The organism is Pseudoalteromonas sp. 2CM36K (assembly GCF_023161865.1).
Classification (GTDB): Bacteria; Pseudomonadota; Gammaproteobacteria; order Enterobacterales; family Alteromonadaceae; genus Pseudoalteromonas; species Pseudoalteromonas tetraodonis.
Map to the genome: position 1 here is coordinate 1 of NZ_JALNTK010000009.1, position 24,586 is coordinate 24,586.

At 40.8% G+C, this 24,586-nt stretch carries 23 protein-coding genes and 1 tRNA gene; 6 read left to right on the plus strand and 18 right to left on the minus strand.

Features of this window, described 5'->3' with window-relative positions; genetic code table 11:
• Window positions 1-203: 203 nt before the first annotated feature.
• Entirely contained in the window at window positions 204-662 is a 459-nt protein-coding gene (locus tag MTN97_RS07120; protein ID WP_010387855.1) for an LPP20 family lipoprotein, read from the minus strand.
• 139 nt (window positions 663-801) lie between these two features.
• Between MTN97_RS07120 and MTN97_RS07125 the strand changes: the two genes are divergently transcribed.
• Window positions 802-1,989, plus strand: coding sequence for a flagellar assembly protein T N-terminal domain-containing protein (locus MTN97_RS07125; RefSeq protein WP_248474040.1), 1,188 nt, complete (start codon window positions 802-804; stop codon window positions 1,987-1,989).
• Between the two features lie 14 nt (window positions 1,990-2,003).
• Here MTN97_RS07125 and MTN97_RS07130 read toward each other — a convergent pair whose 3' ends face one another.
• Window positions 2,004-2,903 carry a LysR substrate-binding domain-containing protein gene (locus tag MTN97_RS07130; protein WP_248474041.1) on the minus strand — a complete coding sequence of 300 codons (900 nt, stop codon included), beginning with the start codon at window positions 2,901-2,903 and terminating at the stop codon, window positions 2,004-2,006.
• A gap of 113 nt (window positions 2,904-3,016) precedes the next feature.
• On the opposite strand from MTN97_RS07130, the gene MTN97_RS07135 reads away from it, so the two are divergent.
• From MTN97_RS07135 to MTN97_RS07150, 4 genes are all read left to right on the plus strand, one after another.
• On the plus strand, window positions 3,017-3,745 hold the full coding sequence (locus MTN97_RS07135; RefSeq protein ID WP_248474042.1) for a glutathione peroxidase: 729 nt from the start codon (window positions 3,017-3,019) through the stop codon (window positions 3,743-3,745).
• Between the two features lie 54 nt (window positions 3,746-3,799).
• Entirely contained in the window at window positions 3,800-5,248 is a 1,449-nt protein-coding gene (locus MTN97_RS07140; RefSeq protein WP_248474043.1) for a dihydrolipoyl dehydrogenase, read from the plus strand.
• A 134-nt stretch (window positions 5,249-5,382) separates the two neighbouring features.
• Window positions 5,383-6,315, plus strand: coding sequence for an exopolyphosphatase (locus tag MTN97_RS07145; protein ID WP_069438731.1), 933 nt, complete (start codon window positions 5,383-5,385; stop codon window positions 6,313-6,315).
• Between the two features lie 338 nt (window positions 6,316-6,653).
• The gene (locus MTN97_RS07150) at window positions 6,654-7,058 is read left to right on the plus strand and encodes a DUF1801 domain-containing protein (protein WP_138596076.1); all 405 of its coding nucleotides are present in this window, start codon (window positions 6,654-6,656) and stop codon (window positions 7,056-7,058) included.
• Between the two features lie 343 nt (window positions 7,059-7,401).
• Here MTN97_RS07150 and MTN97_RS07155 read toward each other — a convergent pair.
• From MTN97_RS07155 to rppH, 12 genes are all read right to left on the minus strand, one after another.
• A tRNA-Arg gene (locus MTN97_RS07155) sits at window positions 7,402-7,476 on the minus strand.
• A gap of 81 nt (window positions 7,477-7,557) precedes the next feature.
• On the minus strand, window positions 7,558-8,235 hold the full coding sequence (locus tag MTN97_RS07160) for a FlgO family outer membrane protein (RefSeq protein WP_214552533.1): 678 nt from the start codon (window positions 8,233-8,235) through the stop codon (window positions 7,558-7,560).
• 8 nt (window positions 8,236-8,243) lie between these two features.
• Window positions 8,244-8,921, minus strand: coding sequence for a FlgO family outer membrane protein (locus MTN97_RS07165; RefSeq protein ID WP_069440011.1), 678 nt, complete (start codon window positions 8,919-8,921; stop codon window positions 8,244-8,246).
• 12 nt (window positions 8,922-8,933) lie between these two features.
• Window positions 8,934-9,527: a FlgO family outer membrane protein gene (locus MTN97_RS07170; protein WP_069440012.1), complete on the minus strand. Its 594-nt coding sequence runs from the start codon at window positions 9,525-9,527 to the stop codon at window positions 8,934-8,936.
• A gap of 67 nt (window positions 9,528-9,594) precedes the next feature.
• Window positions 9,595-9,984 (minus strand): SPOR domain-containing protein, encoded by a 390-nt coding sequence (locus MTN97_RS18115; RefSeq protein ID WP_409418108.1) that lies wholly within the window; start codon window positions 9,982-9,984, stop codon window positions 9,595-9,597.
• Between the two features lie 334 nt (window positions 9,985-10,318).
• A complete protein-coding gene (locus tag MTN97_RS18120) occupies window positions 10,319-10,621 on the minus strand; it encodes a hypothetical protein (protein ID WP_409418109.1) in 303 nt (100 codons plus the stop codon).
• Between the two features lie 207 nt (window positions 10,622-10,828).
• Window positions 10,829-11,707: a UTP--glucose-1-phosphate uridylyltransferase GalU gene (galU, locus tag MTN97_RS07185; RefSeq protein WP_248474044.1), complete on the minus strand. Its 879-nt coding sequence runs from the start codon at window positions 11,705-11,707 to the stop codon at window positions 10,829-10,831.
• A 17-nt stretch (window positions 11,708-11,724) separates the two neighbouring features.
• Window positions 11,725-12,576, minus strand: a complete 852-nt coding sequence (locus tag MTN97_RS07190) for a thymidylate synthase (RefSeq protein WP_138563050.1) — start codon at window positions 12,574-12,576, stop codon at window positions 11,725-11,727.
• A gap of 13 nt (window positions 12,577-12,589) precedes the next feature.
• Complete coding sequence (gene lgt / locus MTN97_RS07195) at window positions 12,590-13,393, minus strand: prolipoprotein diacylglyceryl transferase (RefSeq protein WP_036981657.1); 804 nt, start codon at window positions 13,391-13,393, stop codon at window positions 12,590-12,592.
• Window positions 13,394-13,405: 12 nt separating this feature from the next.
• The gene (locus tag MTN97_RS07200) at window positions 13,406-14,215 is read right to left on the minus strand and encodes a sulfite exporter TauE/SafE family protein (RefSeq protein ID WP_069440014.1); all 810 of its coding nucleotides are present in this window, start codon (window positions 14,213-14,215) and stop codon (window positions 13,406-13,408) included.
• Between the two features lie 101 nt (window positions 14,216-14,316).
• Complete coding sequence (ptsP, locus tag MTN97_RS07205; protein WP_214552544.1) at window positions 14,317-16,581, minus strand: phosphoenolpyruvate--protein phosphotransferase; 2,265 nt, start codon at window positions 16,579-16,581, stop codon at window positions 14,317-14,319.
• Window positions 16,582-16,604: 23 nt separating this feature from the next.
• Window positions 16,605-17,123, minus strand: a complete 519-nt coding sequence (rppH, locus tag MTN97_RS07210; protein ID WP_013465620.1) for an RNA pyrophosphohydrolase — start codon at window positions 17,121-17,123, stop codon at window positions 16,605-16,607.
• A 521-nt stretch (window positions 17,124-17,644) separates the two neighbouring features.
• Here rppH and mutH point away from each other — a divergent pair.
• On the plus strand, window positions 17,645-18,316 hold the full coding sequence (gene mutH / locus MTN97_RS07215; protein WP_069440016.1) for a DNA mismatch repair endonuclease MutH: 672 nt from the start codon (window positions 17,645-17,647) through the stop codon (window positions 18,314-18,316).
• A gap of 118 nt (window positions 18,317-18,434) precedes the next feature.
• Here the strand turns inward: mutH and eno are convergent, their stop codons facing one another.
• From eno to relA, 4 genes are all read right to left on the minus strand, one after another.
• Complete coding sequence (gene eno, locus MTN97_RS07220; protein ID WP_069440017.1) at window positions 18,435-19,733, minus strand: phosphopyruvate hydratase; 1,299 nt, start codon at window positions 19,731-19,733, stop codon at window positions 18,435-18,437.
• 96 nt (window positions 19,734-19,829) lie between these two features.
• Window positions 19,830-21,464, minus strand: coding sequence for a CTP synthase (locus MTN97_RS07225; RefSeq protein WP_036981643.1), 1,635 nt, complete (start codon window positions 21,462-21,464; stop codon window positions 19,830-19,832).
• 161 nt (window positions 21,465-21,625) lie between these two features.
• On the minus strand, window positions 21,626-22,447 hold the full coding sequence (gene mazG / locus MTN97_RS07230; RefSeq protein WP_248474045.1) for a nucleoside triphosphate pyrophosphohydrolase: 822 nt from the start codon (window positions 22,445-22,447) through the stop codon (window positions 21,626-21,628).
• The gene (gene relA / locus MTN97_RS07235; RefSeq protein WP_036981639.1) at window positions 22,428-24,584 is read right to left on the minus strand and encodes a GTP diphosphokinase; all 2,157 of its coding nucleotides are present in this window, start codon (window positions 24,582-24,584) and stop codon (window positions 22,428-22,430) included. Before relA ends, mazG begins: the two co-directional genes overlap by 20 nt.
• Between the last annotated feature and the right edge of the window lie 2 nt (window positions 24,585-24,586).

The following is a 24,586-nucleotide window of genomic DNA, read 5'->3' on the forward strand; positions in this document are numbered from 1 at the left end:
GGGTGGAGCAACGATTGAAACGCTTCGAGCTTATGTTGATAGCCAATCAACACCAGATTAAAGTTCTTCGAACTTTACGCCTTATATCCCCGCCCTCAGATCGGGCGAGGGTTTACGGCGAAACTGCTAAAAAAGAATACCCATAAAAAAACGCCTAAACGATAATTCGTTTAAGCGTTTTTTTATGGGTAATAATTTGTCGCTCAGTAATAAGTCACTTTTTTCACTTCACGTGGCTTTATCTCACCTATGTACAAGTCGTGAACGCGTTTCATATTAAGTTCAAGCTCAGTTATATACATATCATTTACGGCATATGTTTTTATAATTTGTGCGCCTTTAATAATACCTTGTACCTTGCTTTGTAAATAATCATCTTGGGCAACAGAGCCTGCAACGGTTGTACCTGCGGTAATTTTTTGCCCGTATACTTGCTCTGTTAGTTCGCGGTATGCTTCTAGCTTTGAAGCCTTAATCGCCATAAGTTGTTTTTGAGTGTCATTACTTCCCGACTGCAAACTAATGGGCGCGTACCCTATTGCTTTTAATACAGGGTAATTATTTGGCTCAACATATTTATATTCAACGTGCTTATCAAATATATTGCTACAACCGCTTAACGTTAAGCAGCCTAATGTGATCATTAATGGCATTACTCGCATCATACAGGGCCTTTAAAAACTAATTAAACTCAGTTATGCACGTTTAATGCCAGTGATACCTATATTCTGTAACAACAAATAATAGTGGTACATTACTTGCTGAGATTCATTAACGCTAACGTTTAATTGGAGTAAGAGTATGAAATCGTTTTTAAAAGCAGTATTGGCAGGATTAAGCACCACTGCGGTATTAACGTTTTCACCTTTTACCCACGCTCAGTGGTATGAGTCTACAGGCCATGCGGTTATTCAAAATAGCGACATTCCCGGTGCAAAGGCCGCTGCAATAAAAGATGCGATTACCCAAGCCCTTGTATTCTCTGGTGCGCGGGTGAGCTCGGTGCAAACCCTTGTTGATGGTGTTTTAACCCAAGATCAGCTAAAAATTAGTAGCCAAGGCGAAATTCAAAAAATAGAGCTCGTTAGCGAAAACCGCAGTAGTGATGAGTTTGCAATTACCTTACGCTTAGATATCTTTGCGCAAACAGAGCAATGTCCACAAAGTAACTTTAATAAGTTTATAGCTGTCACGCAAAGCCAACTAACAAATCGTGATCAAGCGAGAATGGGTCAAATATTTGACATTAACAAAGCAGTCAGTAAAAACATTTATACCTCGTTGCAAAAATCAAAAATGAGTGCAATACCCGTTGCCTATTTCAACAAAGCTATAAAGGTTGATACCTACTTTAATCAACAGCATGACTATTCAAACAGCCAGTTAGAAGAAATTTCATCACGCAGCAACGCGCAATATGTGCTGTTAAGTCAAATAACCAGTTTATCTACCAGCGATAAACTCAATAGCGACTATGCGTTTTGGCAAGATGAAAGCTATCAGCGCCACTACCAAATAGAGTTTAGCTTATTTAATGGCACCACTTATGAGCCGTTATGGCAAAACAGCTATCAAAGCCAAGCAATTTGGCCATTTGAAAAAACAGCCATTATTGATGTAAATAGTAATCGGTTTTGGCAATCACCTTTTGGCCAAAGCATTAGTGATATAAACCAAACCTTAAGTTACGACCTGCAAGCTGCCATGGCCTGCCTACCTACTCAAGGTAAAATAATGCATATGGAAAACAATAAACTAGTGATTAATTTAGGTAAGGCTCATGGCTTAGAAAAAGGCCAACAACTGAGTATTGCCCATCATAATTATTTAACTGACGCACAAGGCAACACTATGCCGCATACCATCACTACACTTAATCGTATACGAATTGAGCAGCTTTATCAGCACAGCGCTATTGCCGTCAGTATTAATGATCAACCTTTACCGGGCGTACAAATTAATGACATTGTAGAGATTGCCGAGCAATAGCCGCATATAAAATGCTAAAGCGCCTCGCTTAGTTTAGCCTTTAAATTAGAGTGGGCGCTTAACCACTGAGCCAATTGCTCAACCCCAGATAAGTGCGGGTAATGCTTTCTACATGCAAACACAATATTACGTTGCTGATTAGGAAAAATAGGCAAATAATGAATACCCACTCGTGGTATTGCTGCAAGTTTTGGCACAAACGTAACGCCATCATCCATCGCCACCAGCGCCAATAAAGTCTCTATGCTATTTCCTTGATACTGGCTGGAAACATCTACCCCTGCCGAAAAACAAAACTGCTGGGCTTGATCTTTAAAGCAATGGCCATCACTTAACATTAATAGGTTGCAACCTTGCAGGTCTTGCAGTGCCACTTTTTTATGCTTACACAATGCGTTATCGCTTGATGCGGCAACTAAAAAGTCTTCTTTATATAAATCAATGGTATGGTAACTTTTAAGTTCAGGTACATCCGCTAAAATTGCAAAGTCGACTTCACCACTCTCTAACGCAGCTAAAATAGTGGTTGTTTGCATTTCAATAAACGAAAACTGGCTATTTATAAACGCTGCTTTCATTGATGTTAGTAGCGTAGGTAATAAATACGGCGCAATCGTTGGAATAATACCAATGGTAAGCTTACCCTGCAGTGGTTCATTAGATGTTGCTGCCAGCTCTTTTAATATTTGTGTTTGTTCTAAAACGACAGCTATTTGTGTCAATAAACGTTCACCTTTGGCAGTTAAGGTAACGTGCTTGGTAGAGCGGTCAAAAATAATAACGCCCAATTCTTGCTCAAGCTTTTTAATTTGCCCACTTAAAGTAGGCTGGCTTACAAAACAGGCATCGGCCGCTTTACGAAAATGCTTATAGTGGGCAACCGCTTTTACATACTCTAAATCTTTTAAGTTCATATTTACACTCAACCTGATAGTTTATACCTATCAGTTTAATACAAACAAACGATTGGAACTATATTTAAATACTCGCCATAATGGCTATCAACAAATCAAGAGGAACTAAAAACATGTTAAACAATATTGAAGGTCAAACAATCCCAAACGTAACATTTGCAACTCGTCAAAACGACGAATGGAAATCAGTGACTACAGACGACATTTTTAAAGGTAAAACGGTTGTTGTATTTTCACTACCAGGTGCATTTACACCAACGTGTTCATCAACGCACTTACCACGCTACAACGAACTAGCAGGCGTACTTAAGCAAAATGGCGTTGATGACATTGTTTGTATATCAGTAAACGATACCTTTGTAATGAACGCATGGGCTGAACATCAAGAAGCGCAAAATATTACCTTACTACCAGATGGTAACGGTGAATTTACCGACGGCATGGGTATGCTAGTTGATAAAAACGATTTAGGTTTTGGTAAGCGCAGCTGGAGATACTCTATGCTGGTTAAAGATGGCGTAGTAGAGAAAATGTTTATCGAACCAGATTTACCAGGCGACCCGTTTGAAGTATCTGACGCTGACACTATGCTTGATTACATCAACCCAACTCAAGTAAAACCAGAAGCAGTTACTCTATTTACTAAGCCTGGCTGTCCTTTCTGTAAAAAAGCAAAAGAGCTACTTACAGCTAAAGGCTTTGCTTTTGAAGAAATTGTAATGGGCGCTGGCGCATCACTTACCAGCCTTAAAGCGGTATCTGGCCGTGAAACCGTACCACAAGTATTTATTGGCGGTAAGCACATTGGTGGCTCAGACGACCTAGAAAAATACTTTGCTTAATTAAGTAAATAAAACAGGGGCTGCAACGCCCCTGTTTATTAAAGGAAAAACACTATGAAAGAATTGCAAACCGACGTTGTTGTTATAGGTGCAGGTACCGCTGGTTTAAGTGCCTACCGTAATGCTAAACAATTTACTCAAAACGTACTTATGATTGAATCTGGCCCTTACGGTACAACCTGCGCACGTGTTGGTTGCATGCCAAGTAAATTATTGATTGCAGCAGCAGAAGCCGCGCACTCAATAGAAATGGCCCCTGCCTTTGGAGTTCACAGCTCAAAACCGGTAATTGACGGTAAAGCCGTTATGGCACGAGTAAAAAGTGAGCGCGATCGCTTTGCAGGATTCGTAGTAGAAGCCGTAGATGAAATACCTAGCGAAGATAAAATTCGTGGCTATGCACAATTTTTAGACGCCAACCGCGTACAAATAGACGACCACACCATTATTACTGCCAAACGCTTTGTAATTGCAACGGGTTCACGCCCATCTTACCCTGGCGTATTTAATAACTTTGGCGACCGATTGATTATTAATGACGATGTATTCGGCTGGGATGATTTACCAGAATCAGTAGCCGTATTTGGACCTGGCGTTATAGGCCTTGAAATTGGCCAAGCGTTGCACAGATTAGGAGTAAAGGTAAAACTATTTGGCGTAGGTGGTGCCATAGGCCCATTAACCGACCCCGTGGTTAAAGATTACGCTAACACCGTATTTGCAGAAGAATTTTATGTTGATACCGACTCAAACGTATCAGACATGAAAAAAGTAGATAATAAAGCCCAGCTTACCTACACCGACAAACAAGGTGTTAAACATACTGAGCAGTTTGACTATGTACTGGCTGCAACCGGGCGAGTACCAAACACCGATAAGCTAGGGTTAGAAAACACCGGCATAGAGCTTGATGAACGTGGCGTACCACTCGCTGATGCCCACACTATGCAATGTGGCGACTCTCACATATTTATTGCCGGCGATGCCAGTAACATGATCCCACTGCTTCACGAAGCATCCGATCAAGGCACTATCGCAGGGCAAAACGCAGGCCGCTACCCTCAAGTGCGTGCTGGTTTACGTAGAGCTAAAATTGCCGCTGTGTTTAGCGACCCACAAATAGCCATGGTTGGTGAAAGCTTTAAAGAAATTAGCCAACGATTAGGAAGCTGTGATTGCTTTGAAATAGGCGAAGTTAGCTTTGAAAACCAAGGTCGCAGCCGCGTTATGCTAAAAAACAAAGGGCACATGCGCGTATATGCCGAGCACGGTACCGGTTTATTTTTAGGTGCTGAATTTATAGGCCCACAAGCAGAGCACATTGCTCACTTACTTGCATGGGCTGTACAAAACAAAATGACTGTACCACAAATGCTAGATATGCCTTTTTATCACCCTGTTATTGAAGAAGGCCTGCGCACGGCACTGCGTGATTTAAACGCTAAATTAAAATTTGGCCCAGACATTCTTAACCATTGTATGGAATGTGGCCCAGGCGCATAACACATCACTAATACACACTTGCTACTCAAAGCCAAAACCATTGTTTTGGCTTTTTTTTATGTTAAAAACTGGTATATAAAATGGCGTTTAAACTGCTACACTCAGATTAATAAACAAACAAAAATAGACCGAAAATGAGCAATAATAAATATAGACTTGTCACTCGAAGCGATTTTGACGGCCTAGTGTGTGCCGTATTACTTAAAGATTTAGATTTAATCGACGATATTTTATTTGTGCATCCAAAAGACATGCAAGACGGTAAAATAGCCATTACCAGCAACGATATTACCACTAACCTTCCCTATGTTGCCGGTTGTCATATTGCATTTGATCATCACTTGAGTGAAACCGTTCGTAACGCAAGCGATATAAAAAATCACATTATTGACCCAGATGCGCCCTCTGCGGCACGCGTTGTATACGACTATTATGGCGGTGCAGAGAAATTCCCTAATATTTCAACTGACATGATGGAAGCGGTCGATAAAGGGGATTCTGCACAATTTTCAAAAGACGAAATTTTAAACCCAACAGACTGGGTACTGATGAACTTTATTATGGATGCGCGCACAGGACTTGGCCGTTTTCGTGAATTCAAAATTTCTAATTACCAGTTAATGATGAAGTTAATTGACGCCTGTAAAGATCACAGCATAGAACAAATACTAGCAATGGAAGATGTTGCCGAGCGTGTTGCGTTATACCACGAGCACAACGCACAAGCTAAAGAGCAAATAGACCGCTGCTCATCAGTACACGACAACTTAGTGGTACTCAATTTAACCGAAGAAGAAACCATTTACGCTACTAACCGCTTCGTTATTTACGCCATGTTCCCCGAGTGTAATATCTCAATTCATAAAATGTGGGGGCTTAAAAAGCAAAACGTGGTGTACGCCATTGGTAAATCAATCACCAACCGTAGCTCAAACACCAATGTGGGCGAGTTATGCCTTAAATATGGCGGCGGCGGCCATTTAAATGCTGGCACTTGCCAAGTAGAAACCAGCAAAGCTGAAGAAGTATTGAGTGAGCTGATTGCTACAATTACCAGTGATGGCTGAGTTATAGCTTCGGGGTTCGGGGTTCGGGGTTCGGGGTTCGGGGTTCGGGGTTCGGGGTTCGGGGTTCGGGGTTCGGGGTTCGACAAAGTACTTTATAAAGCGGGTTAATTGATAGCTCGCTTTTTTATTATGCAGAATTTAATGGAGGGCTTCTTTGAGCGATAACCGGACATTGAGGTGAGTTGTCATTTACTTAGTAAGAAAGAAGAAAACTTTCCTCTTTTTTATACGCTCAGATAAGCTAAAATAATAATAGAAGCTCATGAGATATGGACGTTTTCGCGCTAGAATAGGGAAAATGTCCTCTGATAAAGTTGTTATATGAATAGGAGCTTTCAATGGACGAGGTAGTCAAAAATCGCTTCGAAGAATATCCCGAAAAAGTTCGGCTACGACTTGAGGAGTTACGAACTTTAATCCTCAAGCTTGCATCCGATTTGGAGCTAGGTGAAGTCGAAGAGTCACTGAAATGGGGTGAGCATAGTTATAGTGTAAAAACAGGCAGCCCAATTAGAACTGATTGGAAGTTGAAATCGCCAAACCAATACTACTTGTTCTTCAACTGCCAAACTAAGTTAATCGATACATTTAGAGAGCTGCACAATGACACACTCGAATTTCAAGGTAATAGAGCAATCGTATTAAGTTTATCGAGTTCGTTGCCTGAGGCGGAAATCAAGAACTGTTTAGAGCTAGCTTTAACCTATCAGCAGCGAAAGCATTTGCCACTTTTAGGCGCGTAATAGGTAATCACATATAAGGTACTAAACCCGCACCTTTCGGTCACTACCCGTTAGCTTAGCGTTACTAATGTCCGCAATTAGCACTCAGCCGATAGTCGGTATAGAGTGGTTTAACTTACAGTGTAAGGCAGTTGTCTCTGGTAAATTTATCATTTTTGTCGGATGGCGTGGCTCCGCCACTTATCCGACCTACGCCAAAATGTAGGTTGGTTAAGCCGAAGGCGCCACCCAACAAGCTTTCAAATTCACTTTTTATCCGAACGGCACAAAGCTGACATTGCTACAAATATACTACATATAGTTGATATAGAAACAAAGAAAGAACATAATTCATTGATTTTATTGGCAGCCCCTGCAGGAATCGAACCTACAACTGCCCCTTAGGAGGGGGCCGTTATATCCATTTAACTAAGAGGCCACATCGAGCTTACAGCTTACAGCTTACAGCTTACAAAAATTATAACGGTATCTGGTTTTTTATATCAAGCCTCAAATTAAGTTAATTGCTTGATAAATATATATCTTCTTTATTTAATACGTAAAGCGGTATAAATGTTCGGCTGCTGGCGGCAAGGCGCTTATTTTCAATATTTATCACGCGAGCGTTAACAACAACCCCATCTGCACGGTAAATTAATGTACCCGATAAAACATGGCTGGCTATATTCGTACCTGCAAGCTTGCGAGTGTTTCGGGTGAATGCAAAGTCGCCTTGTTCATTAACGGTAATTAAATTGGCTGTTTTAAAATCAACCGCGCTATAACCAAACTTTTGTAGCTGATGTATAAAAGTTTCTGATAACTGATTACCTAACTGGCTTGCTGTAGTTAAACTTGCGTCTAAATCAACGAACGACGTGACTGCAATCGCTGCATCTTGCGGGACTACTTGCATGGTGTCGGTTAAATCAAGTGCCATTTGCTCTACGTAGTTAACTAAGCTTTTATGATGCTTGTTAGGGTTAAACTGCGTTGTATCAGCATATTGCTCTTGCTCGTCATTGCGCTGCATTTGCGACATGATTTGATTAAAATCAAGATCACTTACCACTGTTTGCTCTGGCTCAGATTTGGCGGATTCAGCCATGTTAGATTCACTAAGTAAATTACAGCCTGAAAGTAATAGTGATAATGCACTTATGCTAATTAAAGCTGAGCGCTTAGCTAAGTTAGCCATGATAAACCTCACTTACTCGCCTGTTTAAGCATAATGCCATCAGCACTGTTACTGCTATTTAGCGCATCAACAACTGATTGCGGAATAAAGCCCTGTGCAGAGCCTACAACCGCTTTACTCGCTAAACCAACAATTCGTGCATTTACTAATATGCCGCCTTGGTGGTTTACTAACGTGCCTGCTAATACGTAACTAAAGTTTTGTTCTTGGTTAAGCTCTAAATAGTCGCGGCTAAAAACAAAATCGCCACCAGGGGTTACACGCATATAATCGGTGGTTTTAAAATCGATTACCGGTACACCAAAATTATGTAGCTCATGCATAAAGCTCTCGGCAATTTGATTGCCCACTAAGCCAGCATTGTTATAGTCACGGTCTAAAAATACAAAGCTCGATACCGCCAATGGCGTTTTAGTATTTACGTACTGTAAATTTTCAGCCATGTCTTGCATGATGCCACGCACATAGTGATTAATATTTTTGCGTGTTGGCGTGTTAACTTGTTTGTTTTTATTCATCACTGCTGTTTTATTTTGATACAGCGAGTCGCTTTGTGTAGGTGCGGCTACAGGACGTTGCTCAAAAAACATAGGTGCATCGTCGGTAATTTGTGTGTCACTATGGTTTTTCATTTGTGAACAACCAAAGCCTAGTGGCAAACATAAAGTTAATAGTAGGCGTTTCATGTGCGCTCCTAATTAATATTCACTGCGGTAAATATAGTCACCGCGCTGCTGTATTTTTTCATTGCTCCACATCACATTGATGGGAATTTCAGTACTGCCGGCAGATACAACTTGATTAGTTTGCATATTTACCATGCGCGCGTTAACAATATAAGCATGCTCTTGACGGGTTAAAGTACCGGTGATGACAAAGTCAATAATCTGACGCTGCTTTAAATTGCCAGTATTGCGGCTAAGTACTGAGTCTGCACTCGCTGATAAGTTAAGTTGGTTTTCAAGCCGGTATTCAACCGTGTTATAACCTAATTGGGTGAATTGGGTTATTAAGCTTTCCTGAATTTGCTGGCTAAGCCCTGCCCCTTGCCCTTGAGCAACATGAGAATCTAGGGCATCTGCTAAATAAAAGCTACTGACCGCAATTGAAGCGGTGCTTTTAAAAGGCTCTTTAATATGGCTAAGCTGGGCACTCAAGCTATTTACGTACTGGTTAAGCGTATAAGGTGCCATAACCGCTTTAGGCGCATCAGTGCTTATACTCGGCTTTGGCTGGGGTGTTAAGCTACAGCCCGCTAAATTTAATAATAGTAAGGGTAACAAAAGGCGCATAGTTGCCATCCTCTAAAAACATAATAGTTACATAGCAATTATTATGCCTAATACCCTAGATACATATTTATTTTAATGGCTGTTGGGTGTAATGGCTCACAATGCAGTTGATTTGGCGCTGTTTTAGTTTATCGCAATCAGCAGCCGCATTGGCTTGATTTTGATAAGCTCCAAGCTTTAAACGGTAGTAAGTAACCCCACTTACATTAATAGTTTCTACATTCGCCACAAATTCGCCCTGAAATAATGAAGATGCACTTTTAAAGTTAAAATACTCACCTAATTTTAATCGATAATAGGTTTTGTTATTAACCTTTGCTTTTTCAATATTTGTCGTGATTTTGTCCTTAAACAAAGGCGCTGCTTTTTTGTTAATTTGCTTCCATTTTTTAGCAACACTCTCTTGTGAATCGAGTGACGCAACCTGCAATGCAAATACTTTTTTTGTTGGTATCAACCATTGTCACTTTTGTTAGCTTCGATGTTTGAGGGAATACTTTTTTCTTCACAATTGAGTTCGTTGCTTTCACAGGCAAACTAACAGCGTGCTTACTGTAGCTTTTTGAAGGGGCTGTAATTATTTTTGTAGGCACGCTAGCATAGCGACTACTGTGTCGCTGATTGTATGGAGCGTCCCCTTTATAGGATTTTGCGTAGCGGTTACTATACCTTTGCCTTGGTCGTTCAACTTTATCTGAGGTGCTTGCGTAGTTATTGCCATACCTGAGGTTTGCCGAGGTATTAGTCTTAATTGATAAGCGAGCATAACGATTGCTAACAGCCTGATTAGATTACGCTATTGCTTTACTGTTAATAATATCTAGGTGATCAACTAAATATGTGAGCTCACGTTCTAACTTTAATAGCCGCTTTATCCCAGAGCGTGCTTGCTGCCATTGCAAGGCGGCATCTTTTAGTTGAGCAAGCTCGAGCGCTGTGATGGTTACATATTCAGGTGAATCTTTAACTTGTTCATTTAATGATGTTTTATCAGGCGATATCGTACAACCAGTACTTAATAACAACAGTAATACGACTAACAGATATCGGTGATACTTTTTGCTGTATTCATATATTGATTGTTTCTCTTTCAATAGTTTAGACCGCTCAATTAAGTCAATTTTCCATTGAATCAACAAAGCACGTTAACAACAAAACAACCTGATTTAACATGGCGATTACAACACAATGTTAAATATGTCTGTATAACTGCAAAAATAGTGATAATTTAAAATACTAAAAAAGCTATTTTACAATCAAAAAAAGCGCCATATAGGCGCTTCTAATAATGATAAGTTTATTTAAATTAACGTTTTAATAAACGTTTTAAGCTCACCGGCGAATTCATCACGACGAAGAGCAAATTCAATAGTTGCTTTTAAATAACCAATTTTACTGCCGCAATCATGGCTTCGGCCTTTCATTGCGTAGGCATCTGCTTTTTCATCTTGCATAAGCATGGCTATTGCATCTGTTAGCTGAATTTCATCACCAGCACCTTGAGGGGTTTTAGCCAGTAATGGCCAAATATTTTTACTCAACACGTAACGACCAACCACAGCAAGGTTTGAAGGTGCCTCGTCAACGGGTGGTTTTTCTACCATGCTTTGAATAGGTGAGCTTTCACCTTGGTTTAACTCAACATCACCTAAATCCACAACACCAAATTTATCTACGTCATCTTTAGGGACTGGCTCAACCATAATTTGACTGTGTTTAGTTTGCTCAAAGCGAGTAATCATTTCAGCTAAGTTGTCTTTTGTTAGGTCACTTTCTACATCATCAATAATAACGTCGGGTAAAATAACCACAAAAGGTTCATTGCCAATAATAGGGGCGGCACAGTTAATAGCATGGCCTAGGCCTTTTGCTTCACCTTGACGTACATGAATAATCGTCACGTCCTTAGGGCAAATAGACTGTATTTCGGCAAGTAATTGCCGCTTTACACGTTTCTCTAACGTTGCCTCTAGTTCAAAGCTGGTATCAAAATGGTTTTCAATCGAGTTTTTACTCGAATGCGTTACTAGCACTATCTCTTTAATGCCAGCGGCAACCGCTTCGCTAACTACGTATTGAATGAGTGGACGGTCTACAACGGGCAGCATTTCTTTTGGAATTGCTTTAGTAGCCGGTAACATACGTGTTCCAAGGCCGGCTACGGGGATCACTGCTTTCATTATGCTCTCCTTATTTTTTAAACTGAAAATGGGTACTGAATCGCTTCATGGCATTGATAACCAACCACCTCAAAGTCATCACGTGTTACCCATGTTTCTATATCTTCGAGTGACTTAATCTCTGGGTTAATTTTTAATTGAGGAGAAGCAAATGGCTCGCGCTTTAATTGCACATCTCGCATTAAATCTAGCTGATTTTCGTAAATGTGGGCATTGGTGATTTTATGATATGCCTTACCGGCTTTGTGGCCAGTAATTTGTGCAACCAGTGCCAATAAAACAAAACATTGAATTTGATTAAAGTTTAGACCTAGCGGTACATCACAACTTCGTTGGTACGAGGTTAAATACAGGGTGTCGCCTAGTAATGAAAAGGTATGCGTATGCATACATGGGCGCAAGCAGCCAAGCTCAAACTCACCTGGATTATAAAAGGTAATAATTTCACCGCGATCATCAATGCCATTTTTTAAATTATTGATGACCTTTGCCAGTTGATCTAGTGTTGAACCATCAGGGCGTTGCCAGCCTCGTCCTTGCACGCCATAAACGCGCCCCATATCATCCTCACCTTTACGATTAGGATTATTGAGCCAGGCACTATTTTCATTGGCGTTGGCATCCCAAGTTTTACAGCCTATATTACGAAACTGCTCAGCACTATCATAGCCTCTTAAATAACCTAACAATTCAGCAATAGCTGCTTTGTAATAGCTTTTTCGCGTGGTGATCATAGGGAACTGATTATTAGCCACATCGTATTCTAAATCAGCGTTTATAACCGTTAAACAACGTGTACCGGTACGCTTATTTTCAACCCATTGTCCTTGGTCAACAATGCGCTGACATAATTCTAAATATTGTTTCATCTAACTTCTTCTTTTAAGCTTTTGCCGCTGTTTTTGATTGTGGTTGTTTATAGGCCCAAATAAGTAAGCCTAACCCGCCAATTATCATTGGTAACGATAGAATTTGCCCCATAGAGATAAAGTCGGCAAATAAACCCAATTGCGCATCTGGTTGGCGAAAATATTCAATACAAAATCTAAATACGCCGTAACCCAGTAAAAACAAACCCGACACACTTCCCGCAGGACGTGGACGCTTAATAAACCACAGTAATATGACAAACAATACAAACCCTTCAAAAAAAGCTTCGTAAAGTTGTGAAGGGTGGCGTGCAAGCGGGCCTCCAGTTGGAAACACCATTGCCCACGGAACATCAGTGGTACGCCCCCATAATTCGCCGTTAATAAAGTTACCTATACGCCCAGCCAGTAAACCAACAGGCACTAAAGGTGCTACAAAATCACCGACTTGTAATAACGATTTTTTACGCTTGTAAGCAAAAATAGCAATTGCAGTGATCACCCCCAGTGTTCCACCATGAAACGACATGCCTCCTTGGTCTATTCTAAACAAATATAAGGGGTTTTCGATAAAATAGCTAAATTGATAAAACAGAACATAACCAATACGCCCACCTAATATAACGCCCAGCATGCCGTAAAAGAGTAAATCGCTGACTTCGTCTTTAGTCCAACCTGAACCGGACTTACTAGCTTGGCGATTAGCAAACCACATCGCAAACGCAAAACCAATTAAGTACATTAATCCATACCAACGAACGCTAAGTGGTCCAATAGAAAAAATTATTGGATCAATTTGAGGAAACTCCAGTGCCATAAAAATAAACCTTTAGCTAAAAACCATTTTAATAGCGATGATAACAAGTAACATCGCGAAAACTTTCTTAATTGTATTTACAGGTAAGTAATGTGTTGCTTTGGCGCCTATTGGCGCTATAAACCATGAGGTAACAACAATCCCTAACAATGCAGGTAAATAAACAAATCCCATAAAACCATGCGCTAAGTCAGTTACTCGCCAACCGGCGCTGATATAACCAATAGAGCCAAAAAAGGCAATTACAATACCACATGCAGCAGCGCAACCAATTGCCTTTTTAATATCAACCGAAAAATAGTGCAGCATAGGCACAAGTAATGCGCCACCGCCAATCCCAATCAACCCAGATAGTGCCCCCATTATCGCACTAATACTTCCTAGCACGGGGCCTGCAGGCATCGGGTGACCTACGCTCACTTTATTACGGGCAGAAAGCACCATTCTCATAGCAATAAAAACCACACTCACCGCAAACACGGTTCGTAACATTTTCTCAGGTATAAAGCTGGCAGCAAAGCCGCTAATCAAGGCACCAATGGCCACACCCGACATTACCCAAGGGGCAATTTTCCAAGGCACATTATCATTTTTATGATGAGCTAACGCTGAAGAGGTCGAGGTAAATAAAATAGAGGCTAAAGATGTCGCAATAGCGATAACTAATACATGATCGGCAGCGGCCACATTAAAACCCAGTAACAAGCTCGTTAGCACCGGCACAATGATTAAACCACCGCCTATGCCTAGAAGTCCTGCTAAAAAACCAACAATGCAACCTAATAACGCACAACTTGCAACTAGAAGTCCTAGTTCATACATAGTTATCTCTAATACATTTAAGAATATGTATATTTTAATTGATTATATAAACAATAACAGCTCAATCATTTATAACAGCCCTATCATTTATAACAGCCCTATCATTTAGGTGTATAAAATAAATTACCTAGCTGATGCTCTATCATAAAATTACGGGTTAAACGCAACACTTGTTTAGCATTGGGCTGTGCTAAACACTCGCTCAGTAATTGTTCCATATCACTAACATTTAAGCGCCTAAGCACCCATTTCACTTTATTTAACGACGATAAGTTCATACTTAAGCGTCTATAGCCCATGGCAATGAGTAATATTGCTCCCTCGGGATCGCCGCCAAGCTCACCACATAAACTAAAGGGCAATTCATAGTGCTCACATTCGCTGGCAATATTATTTAATACACGTAACACAGCTGGATGATAAGGATTGAATAAATCGGCCACACGGGCATTTGCTCTATCTACCGCTAATAAATACTGAGTTAAATCGTTACTACCCACTGAGCAAAAATCGACTTTTCTAGACCACTCTGGCAGCATAAATACACTTGAAGGTACCTCAAGCATAATGCCAATATCTGGCTTTTCTATTAGTTGCTCAGGAAATGTTTCGCTTAACTCATAATAGGCTTGGTTATACAATGCCAGCGACTCTTCAACTTCATCAGTACCACTGATCATAGGCAGCATTATTTTTAAATTACCTAAGCCAACATTCGCTTTGAGCATGGCTTTGAGCTGATCTAAAAAAAGCTCAGGATGATCTAGGCTAATTCTAATACCACGCCATCCTAAAAACGGGTTTTCTTCGGTAATATTAAAATAATCTAAAACTTTGTCGCCACCAATATCTAACGTTCGCATAACTACGGGGTTAGGATAATAGCTACTGAGTACTTCTCGATACCATTTTTCTTGTTCTTGCTGCGATGGAAACTGCCCTTTTTGCATAAACCACGCTTCGGTTCTGTAAAGACCAACACCATCACAAATATGGGCACTATTTTGTTGCGTATTAAGTTCAAGCCCAGCGTTGAGCAATAAACTAATATGCTCCCCGTCCATGGTAATTGCAGGCAGCGATTGCTCTTCTAAAAAACGATTATTGAGTAAGTTATCTTGATGTTGTAACTCGGTATACTCATCAATAAGCATTTGCGAAGGCGAAATATATAAACGTCCAGCAAAAGCATCTAAAATCATTTCTTTGTTATCAAACTGCAATAACGGTAAATCTTCAATACCCCAAATTGCAGGCACCCCCATTGCTCGCGTTAAAATAGAGGCATGGCTATTAGCTGAACCATTAATGCTTACCACACCTGCTAAACGCTCATTTGGCACTTCGGCTAACATCGCAGGAGTTAATGTGTGAGCTATGAGGATTGTGTTTTCAGGGTAGTCTTTTATTGCATGCTCGGTATTCACTAAGTGATGAAGCACCCGTAAGCCAATGTCTTTAACATCAACCGCACGCTCTTTAATGTAAGGGTCTTGCATTTCATTAAACTGCGCAACTAAACGTTCAATCACAATTTTTAATGCACTTTTTGCACACCAACCTTCTTGTAATTGTGCCTCAACATTATGACCTAAGCTTTTAGCATCCAATAATTGCTGATACACATCAAACACCGCCAACGCTTCTTGCGGTATGGTATCGCTTAATGTCATCGATAAGGTGCTAAATTCTTTGCGCGTTGCAGCAACCGCTTGCGTGAATAAACGGCGTTGTTCATTCACATCACTATTTTTAGTAAGTTCTATGGACTTAAAATTAAGTTTAGGAATAACAACAAAGGCTTTACCAATACTAATGCCTGGCGCACTAGACACCCCTTTTAAAACCGATGTTTGATGAGACGACTCATCTTGGCGCAATACTTCTTTTATTTCGGCATGCGCAAGCTGTGAAGCTAACTGCGCTGAGAGCGTAATTAAAAACGACTCTTCATCTTGAGAAAATACTCGAGCCATTTTCTGTTGCACAACAATAACGCCTAATACCTTTTTTTGATGAACAACAGGCACAGACAAAAAAGCGTTGTAGCCTTCTTCGTTCACTTCTGGGGAGAGTTTAAAGCGAGGATGCGATTTAGCAAACGCAATGTTAATCGCCTCTTCGCGCTGAGCAACTAGCCCAACAAGTCCTTCAGTAAAGCCAATTCTAAATTTACCCACCGCATCGGGGTTTAACCCTTCGCTGGCCATTAGTACAAAGTTATCTTGACTGTAATCGGCAAAATAAATGGAGCAGCACTGGGTATTCATGGCATCTTTTACCATTTTCACAAAGCACACTAACGCATCGTCTAAATTCGCTTGTTGCGAAACAGACTCAGCTATCGATCTGAGTGTTGCCAGCATACACTGCTCCTTTTTATGTAAAACTACCTTTTGCTTCGCCAATTGTCTTTTTGTTGCTCTCGCTTATTGAAGGGCATAGCAAAAGGAGCAAACTCTTTCATAACACGTCGATAAACATCCCGTTTAAACGATACTACCTGCCTTACTGGATACCAATAACTCACCCACCGCCAATCATCAAATTCAGGATGGTGCGTTTTTAGTAAATTTACATCTTCATCTTTACAGCGTAACTTCAGTAAAAACCATTTTTGTTTTTGCCCAATACACACCGGACTTGAGTCGCGACGGATTAATCGTTTGGGTAATTTATAGCGTAACCAATGTTTTGAGCTTGCAACTATTTCTACATCTTCTGGTCGCAAACCTACTTCTTCGTGTAATTCACGGTACATAGTTTGTTCTGGTGTTTCACCATCATCAACACCGCCTTGGGGAAATTGCCAAGAATGTTGACCATAGCGTCTGGCCCAAAACACTTGCCCCTGATTATTGCAAATTACAATTCCGACATTGGCACGAAAACCTTCGGCATCAATCACCTTAGTGCCTCATTTGTAAGTCGATTTTTTATGATTGTTCCACATTAGCTGCAATACGGCAAATACTATTACGTACAAGCCTCGTTAACGTCCTCGGTTAAGGCAAATTAATGGCAAAATCCATTGCATGTAAATAACAAATAACACTGCCATACATAAAAACCACACTGTTTGTGCTGGTTACTCACAGCTTGTGCATAACTTTTGTAAAACACGCTCATTTAGCAAACAAATCCACAATGCAAGATCTAAAAGGTGATGTTCTCCACAGAATCTGTGGATAAACATGTTTATACATCTGTATTTATCCTTACAACAAATATAGACCTTAATTAAAACTGAACACTAAAAACAAAAAAAACAATACAGTTCAGTTACTTAGTTAAATTTAGCGTTTTAAAACAGCGCATAAAATTGCACCACACACAGTGCGAACAAAATTCAACCAACCGCTAAAGATATCCACTAACACCCTAATTTGCTATCATGGCGTTGGTATTTATTCAACTAAAATAAACAGTATGCAACCTTTAAAACCTCATTCAATCAAGCAATTAATGCAACGTGTCGATGCTATTGCAGGACTCACACTAGGACAACTAGCACAGCAGTACCACTTTAAAACGCCAGATGATTTATTGCGTGAAAAAGGCTGGACAGGTCAACTGATAGAGTATGTTTTAGGCGCAACGGCCGGTTCAAAACCGCTACCCGACTTTGAAGATTTAGGTATAGAGCTCAAAACATTGCCCATTTCATATAAAGGTAAACCGCTAGAAACCACCTTTGTGTCGGTTACCCCACTAATGAATGTAACTGGCATGACCTGGCACACAAGTAGCGTACGTAAAAAGTTGAATCATGTTTTATGGTTACCTATTTTAAGTGAGCGCAATATCGCCCCGTTTGATAGAACCATAGGCAGTGGTTTTTTGTGGCAACCCTCCCCCGCGCAAGATGCGCAATTACAGCGAGACTGGGAAGAGCAAATGGAGCTTATAGCGCTTGGTCGGGTAGATGAAATATCAGGGCATTTAGGCGACGCCATGCAAATACGGCCAAAAGCTGCTAATAGCAAAGTAGTTACCGATGCCATAGGCCCGAACGGACAAATTATACAAACCCTGCCCCGTGGCTTTTATTTAAAAACCAGTTTTACAAAAGAGATATTAAAACAGCAGTTTCAGTTGTAATTAGTCTTAGGTTCTCTACTGTAGCTTCACTATGGACAGCCCTTCCCATTACTTTATAACACGCATAAAAAATCCCCGCATAAGCGAGGATTTTTATAATTTTAAACAAATTAAAGAATTACTGACCTTTAACTTCTTTTAAACCATTGTACGGTGCTTTAGCGCCTAATTGCTCTTCAATACGAAGCAATTGGTTGTACTTAGCAACACGGTCTGAACGGCTTAATGAGCCTGTTTTGATTTGGCCTGCAGCTGTACCAACCGCTAAATCAGCAATGGTTGCATCTTCTGTTTCACCTGAACGGTGAGAGATAACCACTGTAAAACCAGCATCTTTCGCCATTTTGATTGCCGCTAACGTTTCTGTTAGTGAACCAATTTGGTTAAATTTAATTAAGATTGAGTTAGCAATACCATTGTCGATACCACGTTTTAAAATCTTAGTATTGGTTACGAATAAGTCATCACCCACTAATTGAACTTTATCGCCCATTAGTTTAGTTTGATGTGCAAAGCCATCCCAATCAGACTCATCTAAGCCATCTTCAATTGATACAATTGGGTATTGCTCAGTTAAGTCTTTTAAGAAGTAGTTAAACTCTTCAGAGGTAAACTTTTTACCTTCACCTTTAAGGTCGTAGATATTTGCTTCTTTGTCATAAAACTCAGAGGCAGCACAATCAAGTGCAAGCGTAATATCTTTACCAAGCTCATAACCGGCATTTGCAATAGCCACTTTAATTGCTGCAAGTGCTGCTTCGTTTGATGCAAGGTTTGGTGCAAAACCACCTTCGTCACCAACAGCTGTTGAATGACCATCCGCTTTAAGCACTTTTGCAAGGCTGTGAAATACTTCAGCACCCATACGCAGTGCTTCACGGAAATTAGCAGCACCAACTGGCTGAACCATAAATTCTTGAATATCTACTGAGTTATCAGCGTGCTCACCGCCGTTGATGATGTTCATCATTGGTAGTGGCATAGAGTAAACACCTGGCGTGCCATTTAAGTCAGCAATGTGCTCGTATAGCTCTACTTTTTTAGATTGTGCAGCCGCTTTTGCGTTAGCAAGTGAAACCGCTAAAATAGCATTAGCACCTAGTTTTTCTTTATTTTCAGTACCATCTAAATCAAGCATTACTTGGTCTACATCACTTTGAGCAAGTGCATTTTGACCTTTCAAAGCCGCTGCAATTTCATTATTAATGAAACCTACCGCTTTTAATACGCCTTTACCTAAATAACGAGTTTTATCACCATCACGTAATTCTAATGCTTCGCGAGTTCCTGTAGATGCACCTGATGGTGCAGCAGCACGGCCCCATGAACCATCAGCTAAATATACCTCAGCTTCTACAGTTGGGTTACCACGCGAGTCCATAATTTCACGACCGATTACTTTTACGATTTCTGACATCTTGATTCCTCTATATTCCCAAAATGGTGAGTACGGCTAACCTTGGCTAGCCTTAGAAACAAAAAAGGCCGCGCAATATGCACAGCCTTTTTTAAATTACGAAGACGCTTTTTGGTAGGTATGAGCCGCAGCTACAAACCCTTCAAATAGCGGATGACCATCGCGTGGCGTTGAAGTGAATTCCGGGTGGAATTGCGCTGCAATAAACCAAGGGTGATCTTTATTTTCAATAATCTCTACTAGCTTTTTATCTTCAGATAAACCAGTAAAGCTTAAACCTGCTTGCTCAAGCTGTGCAACGAAGTTGTTATTAACTTCGTAACGGTGACGGTGACGCTCAACAATTTCGTCGCTGCCATACACTTCGTGTACTTTAGAGCCAGGCGTTAAATGGCATTTTTGTGCGCCTAAACGCATTGTGCCACCTAAATCAGACTTTTCATCACGTACTTCTACGTTACCCTCAGCGTCTAGCCACTCAGTGATTAAACCAACCACTGGAGCCTCTGAATTTGCATTAAATTCCGTTGAGTTTGCATCAGTTAAACCGGCAACATTTCGTGCGTATTCAATTAACGCAACCTGCATACCTAAACAAATACCTAAGTAAGGCACTTTGTTTTCACGAGCATATTTAGCCGCTAAAATCTTACCTTCAACACCACGACCACCAAAACCACCTGGCACTAAAATAGCATCTAAACGAGAAAGGATATCGGTTCCTTTAGTTTCTAAGTCTTGTGAATCAACGTATTGAATATTAATAGTTAAACGATTTTTTAGGCCCGCATGTTTTAATGCTTCGTTTACTGATTTGTATGCATCCGGTAATTCAATGTATTTACCAACCATACCAATTGTCACTTCACCCGTTGGGTTAGACTCTTGATACAATACTTGTTCCCACTCAGCTAAATCAGCCTCAGGCGCGTCTAAATGGAAACGACGACATACAAAGTTGTCTAACTCTTGCGACTTTAATAACGCAGGGATTTTATAAATACTGTCTACATCAGGCAGTGAAATAACGGCTTTTTCTTCAACGTTTGTGAATAATGCAATTTTTGCACGCTCGTTATTTGGCAGCTTACGGTCTGAGCGACAAATAAGAATATCTGGTTGAATACCGACTGAGCGTAACTCTTTAACTGAGTGCTGAGTTGGTTTTGTTTTCACTTCACCGGCAGGGCCTAAGAATGGCACTAGCGTTAAGTGAATAAATAGCGCACGTTCACGACCAATCTCTGTGCCCATTTGACGAATAGCTTCGATAAATGGTTGTGACTCAATATCACCTACCGTACCACCAATTTCAACGATTGCTATATCATAGCCTTCTGCGCCATCATAAACACGTTGCTTAATATCATTAGTGATATGAGGAATAACCTGAATTGTTGCGCCAAGATATTCGCCACGTCTTTCACGACGTAGTACATCTTCATATACGCGCCCTTGCGTAAAATTATTACGGCTGGTCATTTTGGTGCGAATAAAACGTTCGTAGTGACCTAAATCAAGGTCCGTTTCTGCGCCGTCTTCGGTAACGTATACTTCACCGTGTTGAATTGGGCTCATTGTGCCTGGGTCAACGTTGATGTAAGGATCCAGCTTTAAAATGGTAACATCTAAGCCACGGGCTTCTAAAATAGCGGCCAACGATGCTGCTGCAATACCTTTACCCAACGAAGAAACAACTCCGCCAGTAACGAAGATAAATTTTGTACTCATGCGAACCCTAGAATATCAGGAATTAAAAGGAATATAATACCCAAACAAGTGATTTTGGAATATAAACAAGACGGGGCGAAATTGTACCAAAACATAGCTAAGCAATCCAGCTAAAAATAGCAAATCTGTGCACAAAAAACAGACATTTTTTATGTCCCTATTTATTTAATTTTTTTTATCGCATCCCATGCTGCATCCATTTCCTCTAAAGACGCAGACTCAATACATTTACCCTGTGCAATTAAGTAGTTTTGCACCTTTTCAAATCGTGCAGAAAACTTATCGTTCGCACTGCGAAGCAATTGCTCTGGGTCACGTTTAACATGGCGCGCTACATTAACAGTAGCAAACAGCAAATCACCTAGCTCTTCTGCTGTATGATCTGAGTATGGATCATGAGCTAAGGCTTCTTTCACTTCTTCAACCTCTTCACTCACTTTGTCAATCGCGCCGTGATAAGTCGGCCAATCAAACCCTAACGCAGCGACCCGTTGCTGAATTTTTTTGGCTTTTGTTAAGCTAGGTAAACTGTTTGGTATATCTTGCCAAAGTACTGAGCTTTGACCTTGGGATTTAGTAGCACGCTCTTGTGCTTTTATTGCTTGCCACTGCGCAGCTAATTCGGCATCGGTTTTAGGTGTGTCTTGCGCTGAAAATACATGCGGATGACGACGCACCAGCTTTTCATTTAACTGTGCCACTACATCGTTAAAATTAAATAATTGCTGCTCTTGTGCTAATTGCGCATAAAACACAATTTGAAATAGTAAGTCGCCTAACTCATTTTTTAAATCGCTTAAATTATTCGTTTCAATACAATCAGCCACTTCATAGGCCTCTTCAAGAGTATGAGGCACGATTGACGCAAACGTTTGCTTGAGATCCCAAGGGCATCCGCTCTCAGGGTTTCTCAGTGTTTGCATTATTTCCAGCAGTTGGCTTAAAGCCTCATTATTAGCCTGATTACTGCCCTCGTTTTGCACTGTGCACCCCTTCTATCTGGTGTAACTTAGAAAGCACTTTATTGGTGCCCTGTAAGTCATGCACTTCTATTTGCATCACAAAAATAGCCGTTTGAGTGCTATCAACCGTGTTGACATTCATATTGAGCACATTGACTTTTTCATTCGCCAAAGCAGAACTAATATCACGAATTAACCCAGACCGATCGCTGGCTTCAATACGAATAGTTAACGCGTAGGAGCTACTAATATCATCTGACCAACTTACTGAAATAACGCGCTCTGGGTGCTTGTTTTTTAAATTACTAAACGAGTCACAATCCTCACGATGAACGGCAATGCCACGGCCTTGGGTAATATACCCAATAATTTCATCCCCAGGTACAGGGCGGCAACAGCGAGCAACATGGCTCATTAAGCTGCCTACTCCATCAACCACAATGCCGTTTTTATCGCCAGTCACTTTACTGGGCGATTTAAAGCGAATAACCGGCTCGTGTTCCGTTCTATCGGTAATAAAGTTAAGCATTTGGTTAAGGCGAATATCGCCTGCACCAATGGCGACCATTAAGTCATCAAGTTCTCTAAAATTAAAACGCTTTATCGCTGGGTCTAAATCTTTGTAAGTTAACTCTAACTTTTGTAATTCGTTATCAAGGATTTCTTTACCCGCACTTAAGTTTTTATCGCGGTCGAGCTGTTTAAACCAATGGTGGATTTTGGCTCTAGCGCGAGACGATTTAATATAACCTAACGACGGATTTAGCCAATCACGGCTTGGATTTGGCTGCTTTTGGGTCAGTATTTCAACCTGATCGCCGGTACTTAATTGATGAGTAAACGGCACTATTTTGCCAAATACTTTTGCACCAATACACCGATGCCCTACATTGGAGTGAATGTAGTAAGCAAAATCAAGAGGTGTTGCTCCTAGTGGTAAGTCAAAAATGTCTCCACGTGGAGTAAACACATAGACGCGGTCTTCAACCACTTGATTTTTAAGCTCTTGCGCTAAATCGCTGCCATCAACCACTTCTTCTTGCCATTGCAGTAACTTACGCAACCAGCTAATTTTTTGCTCATAACCTGAACCACGCCCTGGTAACGCACCTTCTTTATACATCCAATGTGCGGCAACGCCCAGCTCTGCATCTTGATGCATGTCGTGCGTTCGGATCTGAATCTCAACAGTTTTACCTTCGGGGCCAAATACTACGGTATGAATAGATTGATAGCCATTTTGTTTTGGGGTCGCAACGTAATCGTCAAATTCTTTATTTAAATGGCGCCAATTAGTGTGCACTATGCCTAGGGCACCGTAGCAATCTTGCAGGCGCTCAACCACAATTCGCATCGCGCGTATGTCAAACAGCTGATCAAACTCGTAGTTCTTTTTCACCATTTTTTTATAAATGCTGTAGATATGTTTTGGCCTGCCGTATACCTCGGCTTTAATACCCGCTTCATGTAGGCGCTGTTTTACTTGCTCAACCATATCAGCCATATACGCTTCACGGGCAAGGCGCTTATCATCAAGTTGTTTAGCTATATTTTTATAAATATCTGGGTGTAAATAGCGAAAGGCTAAATCCTCTAGCTCCCACTTTAATTGGCCAATACCAAGGCGATTAGCAAGCGGTGCAAATATATCCGCAGTCTCTTTGGCTGCAATCACTCGCTCTTCTTCAGCGGCATCTTTTACGTTGCGTAAATGGCACACCTGTTCGGCTAATTTAATCACCACGGCACGCACATCTTCCACCATAGCAAGCAACATACGGCGAATATTATCGACCTGCACGGTACCATTGCCTTGATGAGCTAACGTACTTATGGTGGCCATTTGCGACACACCCGTTAATAACACCGCAACATGATTTCCTAAATGCTCTTCGACAGCGTCAATGCTCACTACATCATTTAAATAATAAGGGGTTAAATAGGCGGTGGCTAACGAGTCAGCATCTAAATTTAGCTCAACCAAAATCTCCACCATCTCTATGGCGGTATTTTGGCGCTCGCTATTATCGCAAGTTTGGCAAAGTTGCTGTGCTTTATTGAGTAAGCTAATTTTTTCCTGAGACAAATCAAGAGATTCTACGCGTGAAAAAAAATCACCCGCTTTGTCATGTTGATGAGATTGACGTGTCGCTACCATAA

Excerpts from the sequence above, each read along its gene's own strand:
- MTN97_RS07120 (WP_010387855.1), bottom strand. The coding sequence starts at position 662 with ATGCGAGTAATGCCATTAATGATCACATTAGGCTGCTTAACGTTAAGC.
- MTN97_RS07125 (WP_248474040.1), top strand. The coding sequence starts at position 802 with ATGAAATCGTTTTTAAAAGCAGTATTGGCAGGATTAAGCACCACTGCG.
- MTN97_RS07130 (WP_248474041.1), bottom strand. The coding sequence starts at position 2,903 with ATGAACTTAAAAGATTTAGAGTATGTAAAAGCGGTTGCCCACTATAAG.
- MTN97_RS07135 (WP_248474042.1), top strand. The coding sequence starts at position 3,017 with ATGTTAAACAATATTGAAGGTCAAACAATCCCAAACGTAACATTTGCA.
- MTN97_RS07140 (WP_248474043.1), top strand. The coding sequence starts at position 3,800 with ATGAAAGAATTGCAAACCGACGTTGTTGTTATAGGTGCAGGTACCGCT.
- MTN97_RS07145 (WP_069438731.1), top strand. The coding sequence starts at position 5,383 with ATGAGCAATAATAAATATAGACTTGTCACTCGAAGCGATTTTGACGGC.
- MTN97_RS07150 (WP_138596076.1), top strand. The coding sequence starts at position 6,654 with ATGGACGAGGTAGTCAAAAATCGCTTCGAAGAATATCCCGAAAAAGTT.
- MTN97_RS07160 (WP_214552533.1), bottom strand. The coding sequence starts at position 8,235 with ATGGCTAACTTAGCTAAGCGCTCAGCTTTAATTAGCATAAGTGCATTA.
- MTN97_RS07165 (WP_069440011.1), bottom strand. The coding sequence starts at position 8,921 with ATGAAACGCCTACTATTAACTTTATGTTTGCCACTAGGCTTTGGTTGT.
- MTN97_RS07170 (WP_069440012.1), bottom strand. The coding sequence starts at position 9,527 with ATGCGCCTTTTGTTACCCTTACTATTATTAAATTTAGCGGGCTGTAGC.
- galU (WP_248474044.1), bottom strand. The coding sequence starts at position 11,707 with ATGAAAGCAGTGATCCCCGTAGCCGGCCTTGGAACACGTATGTTACCG.
- MTN97_RS07190 (WP_138563050.1), bottom strand. The coding sequence starts at position 12,576 with ATGAAACAATATTTAGAATTATGTCAGCGCATTGTTGACCAAGGACAA.
- lgt (WP_036981657.1), bottom strand. The coding sequence starts at position 13,393 with ATGGCACTGGAGTTTCCTCAAATTGATCCAATAATTTTTTCTATTGGA.
- MTN97_RS07200 (WP_069440014.1), bottom strand. The coding sequence starts at position 14,215 with ATGTATGAACTAGGACTTCTAGTTGCAAGTTGTGCGTTATTAGGTTGC.
- ptsP (WP_214552544.1), bottom strand. The coding sequence starts at position 16,581 with ATGCTGGCAACACTCAGATCGATAGCTGAGTCTGTTTCGCAACAAGCG.
- mutH (WP_069440016.1), top strand. The coding sequence starts at position 17,645 with ATGCAACCTTTAAAACCTCATTCAATCAAGCAATTAATGCAACGTGTC.
- eno (WP_069440017.1), bottom strand. The coding sequence starts at position 19,733 with ATGTCAGAAATCGTAAAAGTAATCGGTCGTGAAATTATGGACTCGCGT.
- MTN97_RS07225 (WP_036981643.1), bottom strand. The coding sequence starts at position 21,464 with ATGAGTACAAAATTTATCTTCGTTACTGGCGGAGTTGTTTCTTCGTTG.
- relA (WP_036981639.1), bottom strand. The coding sequence starts at position 24,584 with ATGGTAGCGACACGTCAATCTCATCAACATGACAAAGCGGGTGATTTT.